Source organism: Arthrobacter sp. V1I7 (genome assembly GCF_030817015.1).
Taxonomy (GTDB): domain Bacteria; phylum Actinomycetota; class Actinomycetes; order Actinomycetales; family Micrococcaceae; genus Arthrobacter.
Window position 1 is genome coordinate 1,447,591 of the sequence record NZ_JAUSYS010000001.1, and the last position, 21,726, is coordinate 1,469,316.

Annotated in this window: 17 protein-coding genes and 3 pseudogenes; 17 read left to right on the forward strand and 3 right to left on the reverse strand. The window is 56.3% G+C overall.

Annotated features, from left to right (window positions below; genetic code table 11):
- Positions 1 to 130 precede the first annotated feature (130 nt).
- Both istA and istB read left to right on the forward strand, forming a co-directional pair.
- A pseudogene (gene istA, locus QFZ69_RS06775) lies at positions 131 to 1,596 on the forward strand (IS21 family transposase).
- The gene (gene istB / locus QFZ69_RS06780; protein ID WP_306916572.1) at positions 1,593 to 2,324 is read left to right on the forward strand and encodes an IS21-like element helper ATPase IstB; all 732 of its coding nucleotides are present in this window, start codon (positions 1,593 to 1,595) and stop codon (positions 2,322 to 2,324) included. The pseudogene istA and the gene istB overlap by 4 nt, the downstream one beginning before the upstream one ends.
- Before the next feature lie 327 nt (positions 2,325 to 2,651).
- Here istB and QFZ69_RS06785 read toward each other — a convergent pair whose 3' ends face one another.
- A complete protein-coding gene (locus QFZ69_RS06785; RefSeq protein ID WP_306999986.1) occupies positions 2,652 to 3,440 on the reverse strand; it encodes a hypothetical protein in 789 nt (262 codons plus the stop codon).
- Between the two features lie 264 nt (positions 3,441 to 3,704).
- Here QFZ69_RS06785 and QFZ69_RS06790 point away from each other — a divergent pair, with 264 nt between their 5' ends.
- Both QFZ69_RS06790 and QFZ69_RS06795 read left to right on the forward strand, forming a co-directional pair.
- Entirely contained in the window at positions 3,705 to 4,148 is a 444-nt protein-coding gene (locus tag QFZ69_RS06790) for a hypothetical protein (RefSeq protein WP_306916576.1), read from the forward strand.
- Between the two features lie 86 nt (positions 4,149 to 4,234).
- Positions 4,235 to 4,611, forward strand: a pseudogene (locus QFZ69_RS06795) (IS3 family transposase); the annotation flags it as partial.
- 24 nt (positions 4,612 to 4,635) lie between these two features.
- Here QFZ69_RS06795 and QFZ69_RS06800 read toward each other — a convergent pair.
- Positions 4,636 to 6,378 carry a hypothetical protein gene (locus QFZ69_RS06800; protein ID WP_306916578.1) on the reverse strand — a complete coding sequence of 581 codons (1,743 nt, stop codon included), beginning with the start codon at positions 6,376 to 6,378 and terminating at the stop codon, positions 4,636 to 4,638.
- A 133-nt stretch (positions 6,379 to 6,511) separates the two neighbouring features.
- Between QFZ69_RS06800 and QFZ69_RS06805 the strand changes: the two genes are divergently transcribed.
- The 13 genes from QFZ69_RS06805 (at position 6,512) to pseI (ending at position 21,415) form a co-directional block, all read left to right on the forward strand.
- Entirely contained in the window at positions 6,512 to 6,871 is a 360-nt protein-coding gene (locus tag QFZ69_RS06805; RefSeq protein WP_306999987.1) for a hypothetical protein, read from the forward strand.
- Positions 6,872 to 7,335: 464 nt separating this feature from the next.
- Entirely contained in the window at positions 7,336 to 8,598 is a 1,263-nt protein-coding gene (locus QFZ69_RS06810) for a hypothetical protein (protein WP_306999991.1), read from the forward strand.
- Positions 8,595 to 9,428: a hypothetical protein gene (locus QFZ69_RS06815; protein WP_306999993.1), complete on the forward strand. Its 834-nt coding sequence runs from the start codon at positions 8,595 to 8,597 to the stop codon at positions 9,426 to 9,428. Before QFZ69_RS06810 ends, QFZ69_RS06815 begins: the two co-directional genes overlap by 4 nt.
- Before the next feature lie 240 nt (positions 9,429 to 9,668).
- The gene (locus QFZ69_RS06820; RefSeq protein WP_306916586.1) at positions 9,669 to 10,625 is read left to right on the forward strand and encodes a hypothetical protein; all 957 of its coding nucleotides are present in this window, start codon (positions 9,669 to 9,671) and stop codon (positions 10,623 to 10,625) included.
- 125 nt (positions 10,626 to 10,750) lie between these two features.
- The gene (locus QFZ69_RS06825; protein WP_306916588.1) at positions 10,751 to 13,558 is read left to right on the forward strand and encodes a hypothetical protein; all 2,808 of its coding nucleotides are present in this window, start codon (positions 10,751 to 10,753) and stop codon (positions 13,556 to 13,558) included.
- A 17-nt stretch (positions 13,559 to 13,575) separates the two neighbouring features.
- Positions 13,576 to 14,574 carry a UDP-N-acetylglucosamine 4,6-dehydratase (inverting) gene (gene pseB / locus QFZ69_RS06830; protein WP_306916590.1) on the forward strand — a complete coding sequence of 333 codons (999 nt, stop codon included), beginning with the start codon at positions 13,576 to 13,578 and terminating at the stop codon, positions 14,572 to 14,574.
- On the forward strand, positions 14,574 to 15,728 hold the full coding sequence (gene pseC / locus QFZ69_RS06835) for a UDP-4-amino-4,6-dideoxy-N-acetyl-beta-L-altrosamine transaminase (RefSeq protein ID WP_306916592.1): 1,155 nt from the start codon (positions 14,574 to 14,576) through the stop codon (positions 15,726 to 15,728). Before pseB ends, pseC begins: the two co-directional genes overlap by 1 nt.
- Before the next feature lie 8 nt (positions 15,729 to 15,736).
- Positions 15,737 to 16,816 (forward strand): polysaccharide pyruvyl transferase family protein, encoded by a 1,080-nt coding sequence (locus QFZ69_RS06840; RefSeq protein WP_306916594.1) that lies wholly within the window; start codon positions 15,737 to 15,739, stop codon positions 16,814 to 16,816.
- Between the two features lie 59 nt (positions 16,817 to 16,875).
- Positions 16,876 to 17,949 (forward strand): polysaccharide pyruvyl transferase family protein, encoded by a 1,074-nt coding sequence (locus QFZ69_RS06845; protein ID WP_306916596.1) that lies wholly within the window; start codon positions 16,876 to 16,878, stop codon positions 17,947 to 17,949.
- A 17-nt stretch (positions 17,950 to 17,966) separates the two neighbouring features.
- A complete protein-coding gene (pseF, locus tag QFZ69_RS06850) occupies positions 17,967 to 18,656 on the forward strand; it encodes a pseudaminic acid cytidylyltransferase (RefSeq protein WP_306916598.1) in 690 nt (229 codons plus the stop codon).
- Positions 18,653 to 19,822, forward strand: coding sequence for a UDP-2,4-diacetamido-2,4,6-trideoxy-beta-L-altropyranose hydrolase (gene pseG / locus QFZ69_RS06855; protein WP_306916600.1), 1,170 nt, complete (start codon positions 18,653 to 18,655; stop codon positions 19,820 to 19,822). Before pseF ends, pseG begins: the two co-directional genes overlap by 4 nt.
- Positions 19,823 to 19,835: 13 nt before the next feature.
- The gene (pseH, locus tag QFZ69_RS23275) at positions 19,836 to 20,327 is read left to right on the forward strand and encodes a UDP-4-amino-4,6-dideoxy-N-acetyl-beta-L-altrosamine N-acetyltransferase (RefSeq protein WP_373461815.1); all 492 of its coding nucleotides are present in this window, start codon (positions 19,836 to 19,838) and stop codon (positions 20,325 to 20,327) included.
- A gap of 2 nt (positions 20,328 to 20,329) precedes the next feature.
- A complete protein-coding gene (pseI, locus tag QFZ69_RS06860) occupies positions 20,330 to 21,415 on the forward strand; it encodes a pseudaminic acid synthase (RefSeq protein WP_306916602.1) in 1,086 nt (361 codons plus the stop codon).
- Positions 21,416 to 21,507: 92 nt separating this feature from the next.
- On the opposite strand, the pseudogene QFZ69_RS06865 reads toward pseI, so the two are convergent.
- Positions 21,508 to 21,714, reverse strand: a pseudogene (locus QFZ69_RS06865) (transposase); the annotation flags it as partial.
- Positions 21,715 to 21,726: the final 12 nt, after the last annotated feature.

The window sequence follows — 21,726 nt, forward strand, 5'->3', positions numbered from 1 at the left end:
GATCACCCGGTGGCCCGGGGCGGTTCCCAGTGTTGGGAACATGGGCCCGCCACCCCAGATAGGTTCCTTACGGCGCTGCTATTGACAGAGCGATTGCGCCGGAAGGGCTGGAAAGCAGATGACGGTACCCATGTCCGTTCAAGAAAATATCAGAAGGCTGGACTCCCAGGGAGTCCCGGGACGTGAGATCGCCCGCAGGCTGGGTGTCAGCCGTGATTCGGTGGCCAAGTACGCCGAGCGGCAGGACTTCTCCCCGGCAGCGCCGGCGCCTTCGGCCCGGCCCGGGGTTCGGTGCTGACCGGATTCGAGCACATCATCGAAGCGTGGCTCGCCGAGGACCAGCGCCGGCCGCGCAAGCAGCGGCACACGGCCAAACGTATCTTCGACCGGCTCGTTGACGAGCATGGTTTCCCGGGCACCTATTCCCCGGTCCAACGCCACGTGAAGAAGTGGACTGCCCGGAACCGGCAGGCCGGGGAGGGCTTCACCGAGCTGGTCTGGCCGGCAGGCACTGCGCAGGTCGACTTCGGGCAGGCCGAGGCGATCATCGCCGGGATCCGGCAGGTCCTTCACCTCCTGGTGGTGACCTTCCCGTTCTCGAACATGCGCTTCGTCCAGGCATACCGGGGCGAAACCGCCGAATGCTTCTGCCACGGGCTGCGGAAGGTGTTCGAGCACATCGGGGCTGCACCGAGGCATCTGGTCTTTGACAATGCCACCGGCATCGGGCGCCGGGTGGGGACCAAGGTCGTGGAGTCCAAACTGTTCGCCGCGTTCAAGCTGCATTACCGCTCCGAATCCCGCTACTGCAACCCGTACTCCGGGCATGAGAAGGGCAACGTGGAAAACGCGGTCGGGTTCCTGCGCCGCAACCTCATGGTTCCCGAACCTGAGGCCTCCAGCCTGCAGGCCTTGAACGAGCTGCTCATGACCAGGTGCGACGCGTTGGCCATCACCACGCATTACCGCAAGGGCCTACCGCTGGGCGAGCTGTTCGCCCAAGACCGGGCGGCGTCCCTGGCATTGCCTGGGGTCGGGTTCGACCCGGTCCGCTACGAATCGCGCAAGGCCGACAAGACCGGGAACCTGCTCATTGATGGGAACACCTACGCTGCCGGACCATCCTTCCATGGGCGGATGCTCACCGTCGGTTTGCGCCATGACGTGGTGCAGATTCTCGATGAGCATTCTGAACCCGTCCGGTCCTTTGACCGGGTGTTCGGCAGGCAGGCCGAGACGATCTTCGATCCTGCGTCTCTGGTCCCGCTGCTGGTGACCAAGCCCGGCGCCTGGTCCCATTCCCCGCTGCGGGCCCTGGTCAGCGACCCGGTGCGCGACTGGATCGATGCCGCGGCGCCCACGGACCGTCGCCGCCTGCTCAACGCGGTCGATGCCGCCTCCGGGTCCGCCGGTTTTGACGCCGCGATGGCCGCCGCTGACACGCTGATCCGGCGCGGGGATACCCCGGACATGGCCGCCTTGGGGATGCTCGCCCGCCGGCTGGCCCATGGCACCGAACCGGCGGCAGCCAACGTGGACTTGAGCGTCTATGACACCTTCACCACCCTGAACACGAGCACCGGAGAAGTCGCATGAACCCGATCACCGTCCAAGACATCCTCGAAGCGGGCAAAAATACCTCACTGACCGGCAGCGTGTTGATCGAATGGGCCGAGAAAGGCACCCCGAAACAGCGCGAATACCTCCACGAGGTCCTGCTGGCCGAGCACGAATCCCGGCAGGAATCACGCCGTCAGCGGCTGCTGAAATCCGCGAGACTGCCGGCGCTGAAAACACTCATGGAATTCGACTACACCAGTGTCAGGTTCCCCGAGGACTACGGCCGAGAACCCCTCGAATCACTGGAATTCATCACCCGAGCCCAGGACCTGGTCCTCTACGGAGACGTGGGCACCGGAAAAACCCACATGGCCACCGCTCTCGTGGCAGCCGCCTGCCGGCAAGGCATCCAAGCCAGGTTCTTCACCACCTCCTCCCTGGTCATGATGCTCCGCAGGGCCAAGGACGAGGAACGGCTGGACAAAGAACTCGCTTCCCTGGCCAAAAACCAGCTCTTGGCCATCGACAAACTGGGCTACCTCCCGATCGACACCGAGGGTGCACGGCTGTTGTTCCAGGTCATCGCTGACGGGTATGAAAAACGCAGCCTCATCATCACCACCAACCTCGAGTTCTCCCGCTGGGGAACGGTGTTCGGCGACGACAACATGGCCGCCGCCGTCATCGACCGACTCGTCCACCACGGACGCCTGCTGCAATTCCGTGGCGAGTCCTACCGAGTCAAAAACGCCCTCATGAAATAGGCAACTGCTGAAATGGCCTGGAAACGTGCCAAGGTGGCCTGATTCTTAGCGCTGAAACGGCCTACTTAAAGTTGACGAAACACAGCGGTCAACCAGCAGAATGTTTCAGCTACTGGCAACGCCGAGCAGTGGCAGGTTACGCGTCCTCCGTCATAGCGCGGGTTTCGTCGCGTGGCTACTTCGGGGAGCGCCTCAGACCGCCCCTTCCGTCGCGGAGATCGCGATCTGCGAGACGCTCTCCTCGTTCGACTCGACCAACGGGGCCTCGGAGCTCGTTGTGCAGGCGAAGGCGGACGACACGGTCAAGACGGGCAGTATTGCCCTCGCCTAGGAACGGTCGGCGGGACGGAGCGGATTAGATGCCATGGGCACCTCTGCAATGTTCACGTTCTGCCGCCCACCCCGGCTGTGCTCCCTGACAATCTTTCGGTCAGCAAGCTCCCACGCCATCGTTGGGAAACTCGACCAGTACGGGACAATCATGTAGCTCGACGCGGCGAGAAGGTAAAGGTCGGTGACCCCGGCGACAACACCTTCGACTGAGTTGTACCCGCCCTTATCGTTCTGCCCGACACTGTTCGGGAACGCCTTAATGATGCGCTCCTGCACCTCCGGGACATCGCAGGACAGGAAGAAATTGATTCCCGGATAGGCTGCGTCAAGCTCGGACATCCTTTCCAGATACCACTCGACAGGGGAAGCCTCAACCGTCTTCGCGTGGGACTTGGCATGCGCCCGGACCATGACGCCGACATACGGGGCGCCCCGCAGGTGCTCGACGTGGAGGGTCGTCGCACGGTCCTGGATTTCTTTAGTCGGTTTGAGCCCCCGCAACCGCTCGGTCCACGGTGGCGCCCCCTCTGGGAGGGTAAGGGCATAGGCCGATCGGAAGTGCCAAACCGGCTGCTTCCACGCATCCTCGGGCAGGTCCTTCGATTTCACGGTGTAGGGGACTTCTTTGGACAGCTCCACGGCGTTTGGCCAGGAAATTTGCGGGTGATTAAATTCCCACAGTTCCGTGAGGGCGGGCCTGAAGAGCTTAGACTGAGGCCACGCATAGCTGAAGCCTCGATCGTGCGCCTCAGCGAGGCTCAACGCGCTCAGCGTGAAGCGCATTCTGTTTCCGAGCCCTGCCTTATTGTTGTTCGTCGCTACAAGAGAACGCTGGCTGCCATGCATTGGCCTACTTCCTGACTTATGGCTATAGCTCCCCAATGGGACTCCAACACGCACAATCCAGTGGCCCCGGCCTGCATGCCAGGGCCCGCACTCACGCCGCTAAGGAGTCGCGGATGAAAGACCCCGAAGATTGACGGCTTCCCCGCACGGGTAGGTCTCGCCTCCCCACGGAGCCACACGCCATGTTATACCTAGTCCCTAGTGTTCACCAGTCGCCTGTGGGTCCGAACCGCGCACGAAGACGTGGGCCCGGTCCTGCAAAACCAGATCACCGCCATCACCACCGACCGGAACAACAGGCTATCCGCGGCCAACCTCGCGAACCAGACCAACGCGGACCTCGCCAAAACGAATGCCACGCTCCTCGTGATCGGCAGGTGCTCCACCCACATCATGTCGCCCGACAGGAAAATGCAGGAGGAGGTGCCAATGAAACTGCTAAAGCGAATTAAGCGGCCCGAGCTGCCAGAGCTGGAGCCCGTGGACCACGCGCTGGCCGACGCAGCGATCCATGACGCCGTTCACGCCCACGAGGCCGCACAGGCTACCGAAGCCTGGCAGGTCATTACGGAACTCCGGCAGGTCAACGTCTGCAATGAGTTCGCCCCGGCCATCGAAAATCCGTGCTGCGACGATTCCAAGTGAGGCCGGTATACCGTGGCCAGCTTGATGCGCGGATCGGACGCAGCCACGAGACGGACGACGTCGAGGGTAAGGCCCGTTGCTGCCCCCTGGACCACGCCGTGGCACTGAGGCAACCAGCCGGCACGGTGGTGCATTCGGACAGTGGACCCCAGTTCAGATCCAGAAGGTTCGTCCTGGCCCTGCATACCTACGGCCTGATCGGATCGATGGGAAGGGTGTGCCTAACCGGCTAATCTTCGGTGGATTGCGCGGCTCACCGCGACACGCCGCAATGGAATCATTCTTCTCCCTGCTGCAAAAGAACCTCCTGAACCGGAAACGATGGCAAACCCGGGCCGAACTCCGCCTCGCCATTGCGACCTGGATCGAGCGCAGCTACCACCGCAAACGCCGTCAACGCGCCCTCGGACGGCTGACGCCCACCGAGTTTGAGACAATAAAAAACGCAGCACAGGCCGGTTAAGAAACCATCAACCCCAGCTGACAACTAAACCTTCAGCAGTCTCTCGGGCTGAAGTTGGTCGAGCGTAGACCGCAGGTGTTCCGTTTCCTGGCGAGCAGAGGCAAGCTCTTCACGTAGCCGTGCGATCTCGTCTCCGCGCCATTTGAGCTTTCCATTGGTCGCGGCGATCCGTTGGTGCAGGCTGCTCAGGTCTGACGTAGCGGCCGCGGCGCCTTGCTGGTAGGCACTGAGAGGAAGCTCGTATGTAGGGGGATCCCACGTTCTGCCATTCAGCGGGTACTCCAGCAGTTTTGGCGCCATCCTCCCGATGATCTCTCGGAACAGAGACAGTTGTGCACGGTCAATTTCGGGTACAGAAAGCATCAGTCGGATCATTTTGCGGGAACCGAACAACTGGTAGGTGTCAAAGGTGACATCTGATTCTACAATGTGAGCGTGATTCCAGTTCGCTACGCGATGCTCCCACAGAAACATGTCCGTCATCCGGTAGCCGGCCGGCACGGATCTAAGCTCGGTCGAGTCGATGTACTCCTGGAATCCACGCTCGCCGAGCGCCCACCAGGAATCAGTCAGGGGACGCTTAACGTCCTTACCTCGCTTCGTCAGACTCGCCATGCGTCGAGCGGATATTTCCATGCTCTCCGCGAAGTGCAGCCGCTGGGCGAAGTGCCACTTGCCCACACCGTTGATCTGGCCACGGATATGCAATGCGTTGTGGGGAAGGTGCGAGTGATACACCCAAGAGATCACCGTATTTGAGCGACGGGAGCTGAGTTCATTGAGCATGGTCAAGTAATCAGCTGGCGGACGTTCAGCCGTGTTCAGATCGAACATCTGATGAGTCAGCCCCAGATCGGCCGCCATCTTCGCTGCGAGCTTGTCCCTGTTGAGCTCCGCACTCTGTCGCCCCGAGCCCGGCGCTTTGGTGTATGTGAACGTCTGGACTGATTCATCGGCTTGCGGGTGGGCGAAGGCGGCGAGGGACGTCCGTGAATCGATGCCCGCGCTGGCTGAGACCACGATTTCGCGACCGCTCTCTTTCAGCGTCTTCACTTGCTTTTCCAAAATCGGGATCATTTGGTCGGCTGCCTGAGCGATGGTCAGGGGATTGTAGGGGAGCGGGCCCACTCGGCGAATCGTGCCGTTGCCCAACGTCAGCTCTGTGTTCGGTGTCAGGAGCCAGACGCCGTCGAATTCTGTCGTGCGTCCTGGAAAGTCCAAGGAAGTGGTCCGATGGACCCATTTTACGTAGATACTTGGTTCGCGGCTAAGTGTCCTACCGACGAGATTCACATGTGAGGCGATGATCGTAGCTTCGGTGTCATGGAAGATTGAACGAGACGCGATGGCGTCGGTTTGGGCGTGAAGAGCGCCTTGATGGTGGTCGAGCACCACGTACTGTCCGAACAGTTCTTCGAGTGCGTTCAGGTAACTTCGGCGAGATTCACGAAGGGCTGTGTGAAGCTTATGGGCGATTATCCCGAGATCCGTTGTTTCCAGTGTTGGGTCGAGGCTGTGACCGCAAAGTAGAATCTCATTCTCACCGTCCGAGACGATGGATACCCCGACGCGTGGATCCCAACGGAACGTCATCCCGGCAAATGTTCGGCTCTTCCAGAAGGCCGGGACGTCAGGGTCGAGTCCTGGTGCGTGGAAAACATACCCTCGGCTGAAGCGCAGATGACTGAAGTCTTCCTGCCGCTCGATGGATGTCACATCTGAAGGGATGGACACCACGGCGGGCTCATGGGTGGTGTACTCAATCATGGTGCTCCTCAGCGACAGTGGGACTTCTAACCAAATCTTCCCTGACTCAGATGAAAATGGCCAAACGGCGTGACCGACGGCGGCGTCAGTACTGATCCCTACACTGCTCGCCGTGCACGAACGAGGGGAAAGGTTGCTCTGGGAGGATCGGTCCTTCTTCGCCACCAACGCGATTCGCAACCGCAACGGTGGCGCCCGCGACGTGCTGGCATATGCCGCGTCCAAGGGAGGCTATGACTTTGGCCAACTCCATGGGATTCTCGAGTCCTACCGGACAGAGCTCTTTCGAGAGTCCGCTGCCGAGATGTTGATAGACAGGCACTGGAAATCCGCTGTGCTCGCCATAGCCCAGTTTCTCTTTGCCGCACCCCGGGACGAGACTGACCAGCTCGATGCGCAGGCCTCGCCCGCCGCCCAGGCCCGGGGCCACGCCGGGAACCGGCGGCTTCACGAGCGATGGCTGGTCTATCTGGACCACAAAAAACGCCCCTGATCGCGAACGTGGCGATCGCCCGGGAACTCGCCGGCCGGTGCTGGTCGCTGGCAACCATGCCCGCCGACCCCGGCCAGAAGCACACAGCTCTAGCTCTGGCCGAATAACACGTGCCGGCAATGCTCCGACGGAAGTGTTCCTTGCAGCGCGTGGAGTAAACCCGCGTACGCCCTATGAGCAGCCAACTACGGGCCACGCTCGACCCTAGACCAGCGGTAATCTCCAGCCGAACACATCGTCCTGCGGTAACCAACCCGCGCATATCAGAGTGACCGCGCCCGTCGCCAAAGACACGCTGGACACTTCCAGGCAGGACATGCCGGCCCACAAAGGGTGAGCACCAGGACAACCCAGCCCCGGACCCTCACCAAAGGAAGCGGCCCCAGCCAACCAGACCGGGACCGCTTCCCCACGCACTATTGACAATCACGCTACATATCAGGGCGCCCCTGGCCTTCGCTCTTATGGACGGCGCAAACCTCACCCGTGATGACATGGGTGTGGGCTATCTTGCTCCGGAACGCCGGGCTTACCTTCGTGGCTACAAGAGTTGGCATCGCGAGATCCGGGAGTCCGGTGAATCGCCGTACATGCCCAAGTCCTTGGAGCAGCGGCGCTTCGTCGCCCCGGCCGCCTACCTGCCGGGAGTTCGCCCGGAAGGGCCCGTCCGATATGACGTCGTCTTCGCGTCAGAGTTCGGCTTCCTCGCCGGAAACTCCACGTCGCTCTTCAATGAGATCTCCGTCTGTCTGAACGCTGGACTCCGGGTGGGTGTGATCCCGTTCCAGAACGGCCTGATCCCATCTGCTTCGAAGCGGCAGTTCAGCCGTAAGATCGATGACCTGGTGCTGACCGGCCGGGTGGACCGGCTGTCCCTGGACACCGTGGCTGAGACTGACCTTCTCGTCGTGCGGTGGCCCACAGCGGTGCAGGTCGTGCAGGACAAGGCCGCCGGGTTGAAGCCTAAAAAGGCAGTCATCGTCTCCAACCACCCGCCGTTCGAACCGAGCGGAGACCGGCGCAGCTATGACATCGGCGTCGTCACCCGCAATATCGAGGGGCTTTTCGGCGTGCGGCCGCTCTGGGCCCCGCAGAGTGAGCAGATCGGGGCCATGATCGCGCCACTCATGCCCGCCTCAGACCTGACAAGCTTCTCTTGGAAGGGCATCATCGAGCTCAAAGAGCAGGCGAGCCACAACCGATACCGGGCGGGCCGGCCCACCATTGGACGGCACGCACGCGACGACGCCGCAAAATGGCCCTCCGACCGGAAGGTCTTCAAGCAGGTCTACCCGGCCGACGGCTCTGCGAGTGTCTGCATCCTTGGCGGCACCAAGGTGCCTGTGCAGAAGGGCTTCCTCCCGCGGAACCCGCCCTCTTGGGAGATCTATGCCTTCAACGAGATCAGCGTGGAAGAATACCTGTCGGAGAAGATCGACTTCTTCGTCTACTTCCACAGCGACGGCTGGCTCGAGGCCTTCGGTATGGCCATCCTGGAAGCCATGAGCTACGGGGTGGTCTGTGTTCTGCCACACCACTTTGAACCCCCGTTCAAAGATGCAGCCGTCTATGCTGAGCCTGATCAGGTCAAGGACGTCATCAACGAGCTGTGGGATTCGCAGCGCTACGCACAACAGCAGCAGCGCGCAGTCCGTTTCATCGAGCAGGAATGCACTCCGGAGGCCTATCTACGACGCCTAGCCGGTCTAGCTGTAGAGTATAATTGAGCAGAATGAAGGCTAAGAAGACAACGATCAAGCATCTGGACAGCGTCCCGCGGCGTAATTGGGAGGGGCCGGCAGACATCGATGTCGAGGAGCGGGGTCTCTATACAGAGCACTTCGAAGATGAGCAGTACGATTTCATTTTTGCTCCCAAGCCTGAGACTGGGCGCCTGGTTGTGTTTTTCTCGGGAGACGCCAGACGAAACACGTTCGAGCCGCCAGTATTTCAGCGCTGGAGCTGGGCCTCTAAGTTCCCTGCCAGCTGCCTATACTTCTCAGACCCAGCGCTCTACCACCACAGTAACCTCGGGCTCGCCTGGTATGCCGGCAACAGCAGGGGTGACTACCTGGCGCACATTGCCGAGATCGTGGCCTCACTAGCGAACACTATCGGCGCCGGCGAGGATCAGGTCTTCTCCTATGGGTCCAGAGGCGGAGGATTCGCAGCTCTGCGATTCGCCCGGTACTACGAGGGGGTGCGAGTGATCGCGATCAACCCCCAGACCGACCTTCGGAAGTACCCCGCCAAGTGGACCAACCGCATGTCGCGGGTAGCCTATGGCGCTGAAAAGCTGGGTGGAGTTTCAGAGGACCATTGGTACAAGTTTTCGGCACTTGATTCCGAGGTGACCCATAGGGCTCGGAGCATTTTTTTGGCACAGAACGAACAGGATGCAGATCACTACGAGAATCACTTTCTGCCATTTAAAGAGTTCGTTGAATCTACGGGTCACGGGGACAAGCTCACAAGTCGGATCTTTTCGGATGCGTCAGGTCATGCTGGAGCAGAAAACCAAGAGACCTTCGACGAGATACTGACTCTTATGAAGTAGTACCGCGGTTCATGTTTCGCAATCTCGGATCGCTAGGCGTGAGCCGATCCTGAGTGCCTCAATCACGGAACGCTTTGGCAAGCCCTTGATGTCTCGGATTAGAGCGTTCTCAGCAAGTTGGAACTTTTGGTGCGTCGGTCGGCCTAACGCCAAGGTCACCTCGGAAACGCATGCTACCCGTAGTTATGTAAATTTTGGGACTTCAATTATGATGGGTCCGCGGCAATTGAAAGGTAACTTATGACGCTGGACCAGAATTTGGCAACTCCGAGGGGAGTCGTCGTTGTTGACCTGACCGGCAGGCTCCGTGAAACTCAGTTCGATACTGGTGGGGGAAAAGCTGGTATACAGCTACTCGTCGCGGACGACCTGCGCGTATTCAGTGATCTACTCAAGGATCACCGCGATATGCATGCCGTGGTGCTCATTGAACCCTTAGTCGATTCATTAGCCCACGCCATTGCTACCGGGGTCGCCCCGGATGTAGCTATTCGTGACTGCGAAATCCTGGTTGAGACCCTGGAACGTATGGGACGAGAGTTTGGCGAGCGTGTCTCGGTAGTTGAGGAGACCTCAGACCCGGAAGTTCTTGCAGCTCATTTACGGAAGCGGGCGGGTCGCAGCCTCGATCGGACGGTCGCTGAACTGATCCTGCCGAACTACCCTTCCGGTCCTACAGCAGAGGAGGACCGGAACGCCTATCTGGCTGCCCGTTTCCTGGTTGACGAAGTTGCGGTGACCAATCGAATCACGGCCACGGGTGTGTCTTGGATACTGGACGGGGAGGCAAGTCATCGCAGGGAGGCTTTCAAAATAGTCCAGCAACGTTTGGGGAGGTCACCTCTAGTAAGTGTCGGACCCGCAGATTCAGATGCGCAATCGGACGCGCTCACCGATCCTGAACCCGTCTCCGGCTTGACGCAAGATCTTATGAACGAAAATGTCGCTATGCTCCGCCAGCTCCACGAAATCCAGGTCGAACTTAACAACTACATAGCTGCGAATCGCGGCCAAGAAGAAAAACTCGACGCATTCCGGCGAGGACGACGTTACCGAAAAGCGAAAGTGGCTGACCTTGAGCTCGAGGTTAAAAAGTTATTAACTCAAATTTCGGACCTTCACAGTCAGTTGGATCAAGCACGTCTTGGTAATTTCACAGGATCCAATCGTCTGATCGGCATAGGGCCCGGGGACTAGTTCATCCGCGACAAGAATTTACGCTCAAGTTCGTTTCATTATACTAATAATTCTGACTACCGGTGCTCTTTTAAAAGTGGTAGTTCCCACTCGGTTGCGCGAGGAAAAGCTAAAGAGGAGGAAGCATGGCTGATCTGCTAGAAACGATCGTCGCAGGGATGAACAAGGTTGCCTCCGTTATCGAATCGAACACCGGATACGATCACATTCTGGGGGACAGGCTCGATAAGCCGGAGTATCTTGCCATCGCCGCGAACAGTTCGGGAGCTTTAGTCGATAAACCCGCGATGTCAGAGCTTTTTGCCAAAAGCATTCACTCTCATCGCCCCCGAGTCTTCGAAGCTTCCAAAGCGCTTCTCGGCAGCCGTTTGCTATCTTTCGCTTCGACGGCAAATAACCGTCGTGAAATATTGCACTTAGAGGATCTGTTCGAAAAAAATCAGATTTCCCTTAAGGTTGCAAATCTTTGCGATCTTACGTCCAAGAGATCTGATTCAGAGTTTATTAAACTTCGCGAGACGATCTGCCTCGGTTTCGATCAATTCGTTTCATCCCGTTCAGGCATAACTCGGGGTCTGCTGCACCAACTGCTAAACTATGGACGCTTCTTTTTGGCGGCTTATGAAACTCTTGGCAATAGTTCTAGCGAATGCTTTGTCGTTGCGAATGACCACTCACCGGCACCAGTGGCCTACGCGAAAGTGGCTAGCTACTTCAAAAAAAAGGTTATCTACATTCAGCATGCCGAGGTGACTGAAAACTTCCCTGCCCTTGATTTTGACCTCTCGATATTGAGAAATCGCGTATCGAAAGAAATATACAGCACTATCGGTTCGCCAAAAGGCAAGATTCTGCTAAGTCCACGATCTCAGTTAACTTTTGATCGAGCAGAAGTTGCCACGATTCGCGCTTCCTTAATGAATACTGACGCGATTCCCGCGTATATTTACCCCACGAGTGTAAGTAGTATCGATGAGGTTTTAAAACTCTATCAGTCACTCGACGCGAATCCACACGTCTCACGAACTGCAGTCAAGCTGCATCCGTCCGGCAAAGACGAGGACCTCTACTTGCAGAAGGGAATGCAAGTAGAGAAGTTGACTCCGGCTTATGCTCATCTCGCAGTCTGTGGGAACTCCTCGGTTGCGATTGAACTTCTGGCTTCGGGAAGTCTCGTATACCAGTGTTTCGACCTTGACCAGATTGCTCCCGACTACTATGGGTTTGTGCGGCAAGGGCTGGTTCAAAGTCTTACGAGTGCGGAAATTTCACTAGAGAATTGGCGGCCGGGGAACGATACAACAGCAGCAGTCTCTCCCGTATTGGATGACTATCTTCCAAACCCCAGGAGCACCGAGGGCCTTACTGAGCACCTCAGAACCAAGCGACTCCTCCTTGAAAGCACTTCAAAAAGTCCGATTGCAGTTGGGCATGAACATCTGATGCGGAATGAAGAAAACTTGCTTCGCGATGTTTATTGCCTTCCTCTAGCACTCATCGAACTCAGCAGGAGCAGCGACAACCTGTATGGGGATGACTGGTGGGTCATCGGAGTGCTGAATTCAGCCTTCGACCGCAGAGATGTGAACCTACCCAATGCATATGATCGAGTTAGTGTTGACTCAGCTGGTTCGGTGGTTGAGTTTTGGCTGGTGGCGAAAGCGATCGAGTGGACAGGACGAACCCCAAGTGTCGCGGGACTACGTCGCCTGACTGAATTTGCGTTGTCCTATAACTCGAACATTAAAGCAAAAAGATGGCTGGAAGCTAAAATGTTCGACCTGCTTATTAGGTTCGCCGGCCCCCGGGAACTTATCGATTTTATGGGCAGTGCAAGCTACGTGCCGAAGAGTCCGATTCGTGCGAATAAAAGCGTTGCCTTCTACAGGTATATGAACCAACACCCTGAGTGGAAGGAGCAGCTTAGATCCCTGCATGATCCAGAGTCCCACGACCAGTCCAGTCTGGATAGGTTGAAAGTCTCTGTACAAGGCCTACGTCGCGTTGGCGGGGAGCTTGAGTACGACGACTACCGGACGGTAGAGGAGGAATTTCTCCGGGCACATCCTGTGATCTCTAAAGAGTACCAAGAATTGGTGCAATCAATCTACGGGGATATAGGTCACCGTGCGAAGTATATAGATGTAGAACGTGATGCGTCTCAAAGATCTGAAGTCCTGGATCTTATTCGACAAAAACTTGCAAATAAGGACGGCTTTTCATTTGTCCGTCTGAGCGACGGCGAAGGCATAATATTTCAGGAGCATTCCCGATTCTTTACGCTCAAGGATTCCCAGAATAGGCAGAGGCACTGGTGGGGACAGGAGATTCCTAGCGGCACACTGGACGGGCTCATGACTGATCTCCAAGAGAGTGTGCGGGAGGCGGACATGCTTGGGATCCCAAGTGTTTACCGATTCCTCAGGGATCATTCCCACCGCACAAAGTCGCTTTCACAGAATATTCAGGGCAGAGGGCTGCTGTCTGTCCTTCACGGTGTTCGGCACTACGATGATGGCAAGAAGCTGTATACTGATGATAAAGCGAACATCGTCCTATTCAATGATTTAGCGATTATTCGGCAACTCTCCGGATTGGCGAATCGTCTTGTCGTAGTGTCCAGCGGGTCACGGGAATCCGTTCATGAGGTATTTGGGGATTGTCCTGGAATGCTCCATATACCTGTGCCTACGCACAGCAAGACCCGGTCAAATCCAAAGTACCAGCACGAGGGCCGTTCCCTGCCCTTCGTCTATCAGGAAATTGATCGGCATCTCGCTAGCGTCGTGAGTCCTGGAGACCTGGTTTTGGTCGGTGCCGGCGTAGCGGGCAAGGTGTTTGTAGGGACTGCAAGACGGCAGGGTTGCGTTGGGCTTGACATAGGCAGCGCTATGGATCAGTTGCTTAAAGCGGGCATTCACTCGCTTTTTTAGATATGAGGAGACTCAGGATGTTAGAAAATTCCACGATACTGGTTACCGGTGGCACGGGGTCTTTTGGTAATAAGTTTATACCCATGACTTTGGAAAAATTCGGCCCGAAGAAGATTATTGTTCTGTCTCGGGACGAAATGAAGCAGTGGGAAATGGCGAAGTTGTTCAAGAATGATGACCGCGTGCGGTTCTTTCTTGGCGACGTTCGTGATAAAGAGCGTATGTACCGGGCTTTGGACGGCGTTGACTACGTCGTACATGCGGCTGCGACGAAAATCGTTCCGACAGCCGAGTACAACCCCTTTGAATGCGTCAAAACGAACGTAATGGGTGCGATGAATCTCATCGACGCCTGTATCGACAAGGGGGTCAAGCGGGTCGTCGCGCTTTCGACTGACAAGGCCAGCAGCCCAGTGAATCTTTACGGGGCCACGAAGCTTACGTCTGACAAGTTATTTGTCGCGGGGAATTCGTATGCAGGAGGTCACAATACTCGGTTTTCAGTAGTGCGGTATGGAAACGTCATGGGATCACGGGGCTCAGTCATCCCGTTCTTCCTGTCCGAGCGTGAGCAGGGAGTGTTGCCAATCACGCACCCGGAGATGACGCGTTTCATGATCTCTCTGGAACAGGGTGTGGAATTGGTCTGGCACGCCTTGAGTGACATGGAGGGCGGTGAGATCTACGTCAAGAAGATTCCCTCCATGAAGGTCACGGATTTAGGTGACGTTGTGGCTCCGAACGTCGAGCAAGAGGTCGTCGGTATTCGACCTGGCGAGAAACTTCATGAGCAGATGATCGGCTTCGAGGACGCACCGTATACCTACGAGTACGAGGAGCACTTCAAGATCCTGCCTGCGATCAATAGTTGGGACAAGGACGCTAACCGGATCAAGGACGGCCAACTTGTCTCCCCGGACTTTACGTACGCCAGTGATAACAACCCGGAGTGGATGTCACCCGAGGATTTGCGCCGTTGGATGGACGCCAACCGGGGCAAAATAGGAACGATCTGATGATCCCTTACGGGCGACAGGACATCCGTGCCGTGGATGTTGAGGCAGTCGTCTCGGTGCTTCATTCAGATTTTCTTACCCAAGGCGCAGTAGTCCCGTCCTTCGAGAAGGCAGTGGCAGAGAAGGTCGGAGCAAAACATGGAGTCGCGGCGAATAGTGCCACATCCGCTCTCCATCTAGCGTGTCTAGCCCTGGGACTGGGAACCGGCGACACCCTTTGGACAACGCCCAACACATTCGTTGCATCAGCGAACTGTGCTCTGTACTGCGGTGCCGACGTAGATTTTGTCGACATTGATCCGTTCACTTACAATATGTCCGTCGAAGCCCTGGACCAGAAACTCCGGATGGCCTCAATCAGCGGGCGGCTTCCCAAGGTCCTCGTTGTCGTGCATTTCGCGGGACAGCCCTGTGACCTTGAGGCAATCAAAATTCTTGCTGACGAATTTGGAGTAAAAGTCATTGAGGACGCGTCTCACGCCATTGGCGCGCAGTACGGCGGGGAGTACATCGGGAGTGGGAAGTACAGTGACATCACGGTCTTCAGCTTTCACCCAGTAAAGATAATCACGACTGCCGAGGGTGGTTTGGCGGTCACTAACAATGAGCATCTTGCTGACCGGATGAGATTGCTGGGAAGCCACGGGGTGACGCGGGACGATCGATTCATGCGGAATGATCCCGACGGTCCCTGGTATTACGAGCAAGTTGATCTTGGTTTTAACTACCGCATGACGGAACTCCAGGCTGCATTAGGTGTGTCCCAGTTGGAACGTCTCGACGAGTACGTTAGTAAGAGACACTCGCTTGCTCGACGATATGACGAACTGCTCGCCGAGTTGCCCGTTGTGACCCCACTCCAGAGGGGAAACAGGTACTCTGCGCTTCACCTGTACCCGATCCAAGTCGAAACGTCCGACCGACGGCGGATGGTTTTTGAGCGTCTGCGTGAGCTGGGGGTGGGAGTCAATGTGCACTACAAACCAGTGCATACGCAGCCGTTTTATCTCCAAAGAGGATTTAACTGGGGGGACTTCCCCGAGTCTGAGGCGTACTATGGCCGAGCCATCTCGCTTCCGATGTATCCGACTATGAGCGCCGACACTGTAGCTGCAGTTGTCGACGCGCTGGAGAGCGCGTTGGGGTCTGCATGAATCGATACGTGGTGGTCACTACTTACCCGGCTCAGGGGTCGCGTAACATCGGAGACTACCTCATCACGCAGTCACTGATCTCGATGATTGAAGCGACAGTCGGAGAAGAGGCACATGTTGATGTCATCTGGCGTGCCGCACCTTGGGAGGAAATATCCGAGGTTATCCTCAGTGCCGATCACGTCTTTTTCGCTTGTCTAGCCATCCGACCAGAAATGGAGAGCGGAGTATATCCATTTGCGAGGAAAGTTATCGAGAGTAGCGTAAGGTACTCGATCCATGCGGCTGGCACCGATCTACGTGTCAAGGACAACATGGATCTTCTCGAAACGATGGATGAAGCAAGCGTGATTTTTTTGAGAGAGCTTGCCCTGGGCTCGAGAATTTTTACCACTCGCGGCGTTTTGACGCAAGCGTTTTGTCGTTTGTCTGGGATTACTGCTGCCCGGTTTTCGGGGGATATAGCGTTCTATGCACCGGAAATGTACGGTATCGGGTTCAGAGCGCCAACCGCGATAAGAAATATAGTTGTGTCAGACCCACATCGTGCGACAAAGTACATAGACTCCTTTGTTTGCTTGATAGCGGGACTAAGAAGTCTATTTCCTCAGGCGAGTATAAAAGTGGCATTGCATGGGCAGAATCAAGAAATTGAGGCCGCTTGCACTGGCCTTGATCTTGATACGACGTCGATTTATGAGAATCCCGGCGGTGGACTTTCAATTTATGATAGCTGTGATTTGCACGTCGGATATAGGGTTCACGGTCATGTTTCGGCCTTGAAAAGACGGAAAGTTTCGTATCTGCTGGAGCAAGATGGGCGTGGGGCTGACTACGGATTGACCCTGTCTCGAAAAATAAGCGTCCCAAATTATTTGCAATTTGTTCGAGATGACGGAGAGAAGCGGCGCTGGACGACTCGAGCATCGGTGTCCCCACCTCAACAGCTTCTAAGCATGATAGAACAGGATTCTATCAATAATTTCGAGCGGTTTGAGGGTTTCGATCAAGAGTTAGAAACCATTAGCCGTCGTGCGCTCGAGGCGGTATCGGCGGCAATCTATATCGATCCAACTTTGCAACAATGACTTTTCCCCACGGTGCAGTGAAGCCACCACCGTCCCACTCACCTCAAATTGGAGTCTGTATGAAGCGTATCACCATCATAAGCACGTATCGAAATCGAGGAACAAAGAATATCGGTGACCGATTGATTACGCAGTCACTGGTGTCCCTGATTGAGGATAACTTCGGAGACAGTGTCTCTGTAGAAGTAGTATTCCGTGCCGCCACGTGGGATGAAGTTCAGGAGGTGGTAGAAGGAGCCGATCATATTATCTTTGCTTGCCTTCCGATCCGGAGCGAGCTTGGTGTACGCGTGTACCCCTACCTGCGGGAAGTCATAGCTAGTGGGGTATCGTATTCAATCTTGGCTGCTGGAACTGATCTGCCGGTAAAGGATAACGTTCCCCTCGGTGGGGGCATCGATGAGGAAAGCAACGACCTTTTGAGAGAGCTTGGTGCCAGGGCATCAGTGTTTTCAACTCGCGGATTGCTTACGCAGCGGTTCTGTCGCCAGATAGGAATTGAATCATCTGAGTATCAGGGTGACGTTGCGTTCTATGCTCCAGCGAAGTACGGATCCGAATTTGTGAGTGACACTACAGTGCGCTCTATCGTAATCTCGGATCCACACCGGCCAGAGAAATACCTACGTTCATTGTCGGTCCTTATCGAAGGACTTAAAATAGAATTCCCCTCCGCTTCAGTTGTTGTAGCGCTCCATGGTGTTAATGACATAGTCCGAGACTACTGCCTAGCTAATGATGTGGAGATTAACGCGATTCATCAGGATCCCGAGAACGGGCTTTCCATCTATGAAGACTGTGATTTGCACGTGGGTTACCGCGTGCACGGTCATGTCAGCGCACTGAAGAATCGGATTCCTTCCTATCTGATGGAACAGGACGGGCGAGGTGCGGACTACGGATTGAGTCTTTCTCGGAAGGTTAGCGTGCCTCATTTCTTGCAGCACTTCCCTTCACCCGATGGCGAGAAGCTCCCACTCGATGCTTCCATCTCGGCTCCCCAGCAGATCCTGGGTATGATATCGCAAGACGTTATTGACGGCTTTCTACGCTTCCAAGGGTTTGAAATAGAGCTCGAGGCGATCAGTCGCCGTGCGGAAAAGACAGTTCGTGCTATTGTGCATTCGCTGTAACGGAACCCGGGGATCTTATGACTACATGTGTAATTCCTGCACGCGGGGGAAGTAAGCGAATTCCGAGAAAGAACATCCGTGAGTTCGCCGGAAAACCATTGGTTTCTTGGTCTATTGAAGCTGCCCAAGAGGCAGAGATCTTCGATCGCGTGGTCGTTTCGACGGATGATGCAGAAGTTGCTGACATCGCGAGGGAGGCAGGCGCGGAGGTTCCCTTCGTGAGACCGCGGGAGTACTCAAATGACTTTGCTGGAACTATCCCCGTCATCGCACATGCGATTGATGCGCTTGGCGTGAAATCAGGTTTGGTCTGCTGCTTGTATGCGACAGCGGCGTTTGTGCAAGCATCCGATCTCATTGCTGGCCGAGATTGCTTGATCGCGTCCCCGGAAGCCGAGTATTCCGTGGCGGTTACTACTTTCGACTTCCCCATTCAGCGAGCGCTGAAATCCCACGCGGACGGACGCCTCAGATTGTTTAGCCCTGAGTACGAGAATGCTCGCTCTCAAGACTTGGAGGAGGCGTGGCACGACGCTGGCCAATTCTACTGGGGGCGCGCAAGGGCTTGGAGTGAAGAGCTCCCAATCTTCGGCAGTGGGGCAGTTCCGGTTGCCCTACCTAGGCACCGGGTTCAAGATATCGACACGTTGGAGGATTGGGAGCGCGCCGAATGGATGTTCAAGGCGTTCAAAAAGTGGGACGTATGAGCATCTCGGTAACTGAAGTGGGGGGTATCGGTGTGTCCGTGCCGCATTTCGTGGCGGTGTTCCGTGTTGACGCCTCGTCTGTTATCGGCTCAGGACACGTGATGCGCTGTCTGACTCTTGCCGAGGAGCTAAGAAGCCGAGGAGGCGACTGCTTGTTCGTGTGCCGTACAAGCGAGGGCGACCTTGTCGGAGAAATACGACGCAGGGGGTTTAGCGCCATGCCGATGGGAACGGTCGGCACTGACATTGTGACGGAGTCTGTTTCCGCACTGGACCACGCGGATTGGCTAGCCGGCGGATGGCAGTTCGATGTGAACGAAACTCTACAGTTCCTGGGCGGCGTGACATTCGATTGGTTGGTCATAGACCACTACGGTATAGACCTCCAGTGGGAGTCGGAGTTTAGGGCGGCCCGTCCCACGGCTAGGCTCGCTTGTATTGACGACCTTGCGGATCGCGCGCACGAGTGTGACCTGTTAATAGATCAGAATCTCGGCCGGAGAACCCAGGATTACACGGCACTTGTTCCTCCGACTTGTAAGTCACTTGTTGGTACACGGTACGCACTTTTACGACCGGAGTTCAGAGCGGTACGTGCGGAGAGCTTGGCCCGTAGGCGAGAGGGTCTATGCCCGGAGCGTGTATTCGTGAACCTTGGTGGCGTCGACATGGCAAATATGACCGCGCGCGTGATCGAAGCGCTGGCTGAGTTGCCGGAATCAAATAAGATCAAGGTTGACATCGTACTTGGCGGGTCTGCGCCGCATGCGGATTCGGTTCGACGAACAGCGCGTAAGCTGCCATTAGACACCACGGTTTACGTCAACACGGCCAGAATGGCTGACCTAATGGCCTTGGCGGACGTGGCCGTTGGAGCTGGAGGTGGTACGAGCTGGGAACGATGCAGTCTCGGGCTCCCGAGCATGGTGCTTGAACTGGCGCCGAATCAACGAAACGTGGTGCTAGCCCTCGCAAGTCACGACGTCGCGTATATCCTTGAAGACCGCACGTTGACTGCTTCCGTCCTGGAAGCGTGGAAAAAACTCCAGGATCCGGAGCGGTTGCTCCAAATGAGTATGAATGCCTCAAATCTAGTCACCGGCGATGGGGCTATGCTGGTCGCTGACGCCCTCCTAGAAGAGGTGGAACTTGAATCAAGCTCCTAGTGTCTTACGGGCTATGGTGCTGGACGATCTTGCGGTCGTTCTTAGCTGGCGTAATCACCCCGACATTCGGCGGCACATGTACACGCAGCACGAGATATCGCTATCCGAGCACAGGGCATGGTTCGAACGCGCGGAGGAGTCCCCTCGCGAGCATCTCCTAGTGTTGGAATCTGGGTCCGTTCGGATAGGTTACGCGCGGATTCACATACAAGACGACGTTGCAAAGCGGGCCGAGTGGGGGTTCTACCGTGCGCCCGAGGCCCCGCGCGGAGCAGGGTTCCAGCTATGTGAGCGGACACTGGAGTATGCTTTTCGAGACCTCTCACTTCACAAGGTCTCTGGCGAAGTGGTGGCCAGCAACGCTCGCTCAATAGCGCTTCACCGCCGACTCGGTTTCCGCGAAGAGGCACGTTTTCGTGATCACCAGTTCGATGGTGATCGGTACTGGGACTCATTAGGGTTCGGGCTGCTTGAGTCCGAGTGGACGACAGATTTAGGAGCGTAAAGATGTCAGAATTAGAAGTAATGAGAATTAACGGGCGGGAGATTTCCGCTGAAAATCCTCCGTATATTATCGCGGAGCTGTCTGCGAATCACAACGGGGAAATTGCGAACGCCTTTCGAATTATAGATGAAGCAAAAAAAGCGGGAGCGGATGCCGTTAAATTGCAAACTTACCGTCCAGACACAATAACTTTAGACAGTGACGGCGAAGACTTTAAGATCTCGGGTGGTCTCTGGGACGGGCGAACTCTCTATGAGTTGTATGAAGAGGCCCACATGCCCTGGGAGTGGCACGCTCCTTTGTTTGATTATGCTGCAGATAAAGGGATAACAATATTTAGTTCACCCTTTGATCGCACCGCTGTCGACTTGCTCGAGGATTTAAACGCTCCAGCTTACAAAATCGCGTCATTCGAAGCTATCGATCTTCCGCTCATTCGGCATGTCGCGCAAACTGGTAAGCCAATGATCATTTCCACCGGTATGGCTAATGCTCAAGAAATTCAGGAAGCTATTGATGCTGCGAGAGGGGGTGGCTGCCGGTCACTCGCAATCCTGCACTGCGTGAGTGGCTACCCAGCTCCTGCTGGTGATTACAATTTGCACACTCTTGCTGACATGGGACGAAAATTTGGTGTCGTCACAGGCCTCTCTGATCACACCATCGACAACGTGACTGCGGTTACCAGTGTTGCAATGGGTGCGAGTTTGATTGAGAAGCATGTGACTCTAGACCGCAATGGCGGAGGACCGGATGACAGCTTCTCCCTCGAGCCTCATGAGCTAGCGGCTCTGTGCCGGGATACTCGTACCGCATGGGAATCCCTGGGGGTTGTCGACTACGGGCGAAAGTCCAGTGAGTCCGGCAACGCACAGTTCCGTAGGTCATTGTATTTCGTACAGGATCTTGAAGAAGGGGCAACGTTGCTACCGGAGCACGTAAGAAGCGTGCGTCCGGGGTACGGCTTGCCTCCAAAGTTCATCGATCAGATTTTAGGTCAAACGCTGAGTCGGCGCGTCGAAAAAAATACTCCTGTTACCGAGGATTCGTTCCGAGAGTTTCGCTTAGGTGGAGATCCTAGTAAGTAGTTGAGTCTTTCGCGTACCCGACAGGAGGGGCTCTCTGGCCGTGAGTATTCTTACAGGTCGGTCTTGACCGAGCGGTCATGAATGGGGCGGTCTTAATGTGGCCCTTCGCATTTAGGCATGGTTGGTCTTCGGATCCGGTATGGGCGGTGTCCGCCGGCGGCGAGTAGGCGTCTGATTCTGTAGTTGGTGAAGTTGCGGAAGCCGCGTGCGATTCGGCGGGTGGTTTCGATGACGCAGTTGATCGCTTCGGTGGGTCCGTTGGAGGGGCCGTTGGTGTCGAAGTAGGCCAAAATCGCTGCCTTCTAGGTGTA

Excerpts from the sequence above, each read along its gene's own strand:
- pseG (WP_306916600.1), top strand. The coding sequence starts at position 18,653 with ATGAGCATCTCGGTAACTGAAGTGGGGGGTATCGGTGTGTCCGTGCCG.
- QFZ69_RS06785 (WP_306999986.1), bottom strand. The coding sequence starts at position 3,440 with ATGCGCTTCACGCTGAGCGCGTTGAGCCTCGCTGAGGCGCACGATCGA.
- pseF (WP_306916598.1), top strand. The coding sequence starts at position 17,967 with ATGACTACATGTGTAATTCCTGCACGCGGGGGAAGTAAGCGAATTCCG.
- QFZ69_RS06820 (WP_306916586.1), top strand. The coding sequence starts at position 9,669 with ATGACGCTGGACCAGAATTTGGCAACTCCGAGGGGAGTCGTCGTTGTT.
- QFZ69_RS06800 (WP_306916578.1), bottom strand. The coding sequence starts at position 6,378 with ATGATTGAGTACACCACCCATGAGCCCGCCGTGGTGTCCATCCCTTCA.
- QFZ69_RS06810 (WP_306999991.1), top strand. The coding sequence starts at position 7,336 with ATGGACGGCGCAAACCTCACCCGTGATGACATGGGTGTGGGCTATCTT.
- pseH (WP_373461815.1), top strand. The coding sequence starts at position 19,836 with ATGGTGCTGGACGATCTTGCGGTCGTTCTTAGCTGGCGTAATCACCCC.
- pseC (WP_306916592.1), top strand. The coding sequence starts at position 14,574 with ATGATCCCTTACGGGCGACAGGACATCCGTGCCGTGGATGTTGAGGCA.
- pseI (WP_306916602.1), top strand. The coding sequence starts at position 20,330 with ATGTCAGAATTAGAAGTAATGAGAATTAACGGGCGGGAGATTTCCGCT.
- istB (WP_306916572.1), top strand. The coding sequence starts at position 1,593 with ATGAACCCGATCACCGTCCAAGACATCCTCGAAGCGGGCAAAAATACC.
- QFZ69_RS06845 (WP_306916596.1), top strand. The coding sequence starts at position 16,876 with ATGAAGCGTATCACCATCATAAGCACGTATCGAAATCGAGGAACAAAG.
- QFZ69_RS06825 (WP_306916588.1), top strand. The coding sequence starts at position 10,751 with ATGGCTGATCTGCTAGAAACGATCGTCGCAGGGATGAACAAGGTTGCC.
- pseB (WP_306916590.1), top strand. The coding sequence starts at position 13,576 with ATGTTAGAAAATTCCACGATACTGGTTACCGGTGGCACGGGGTCTTTT.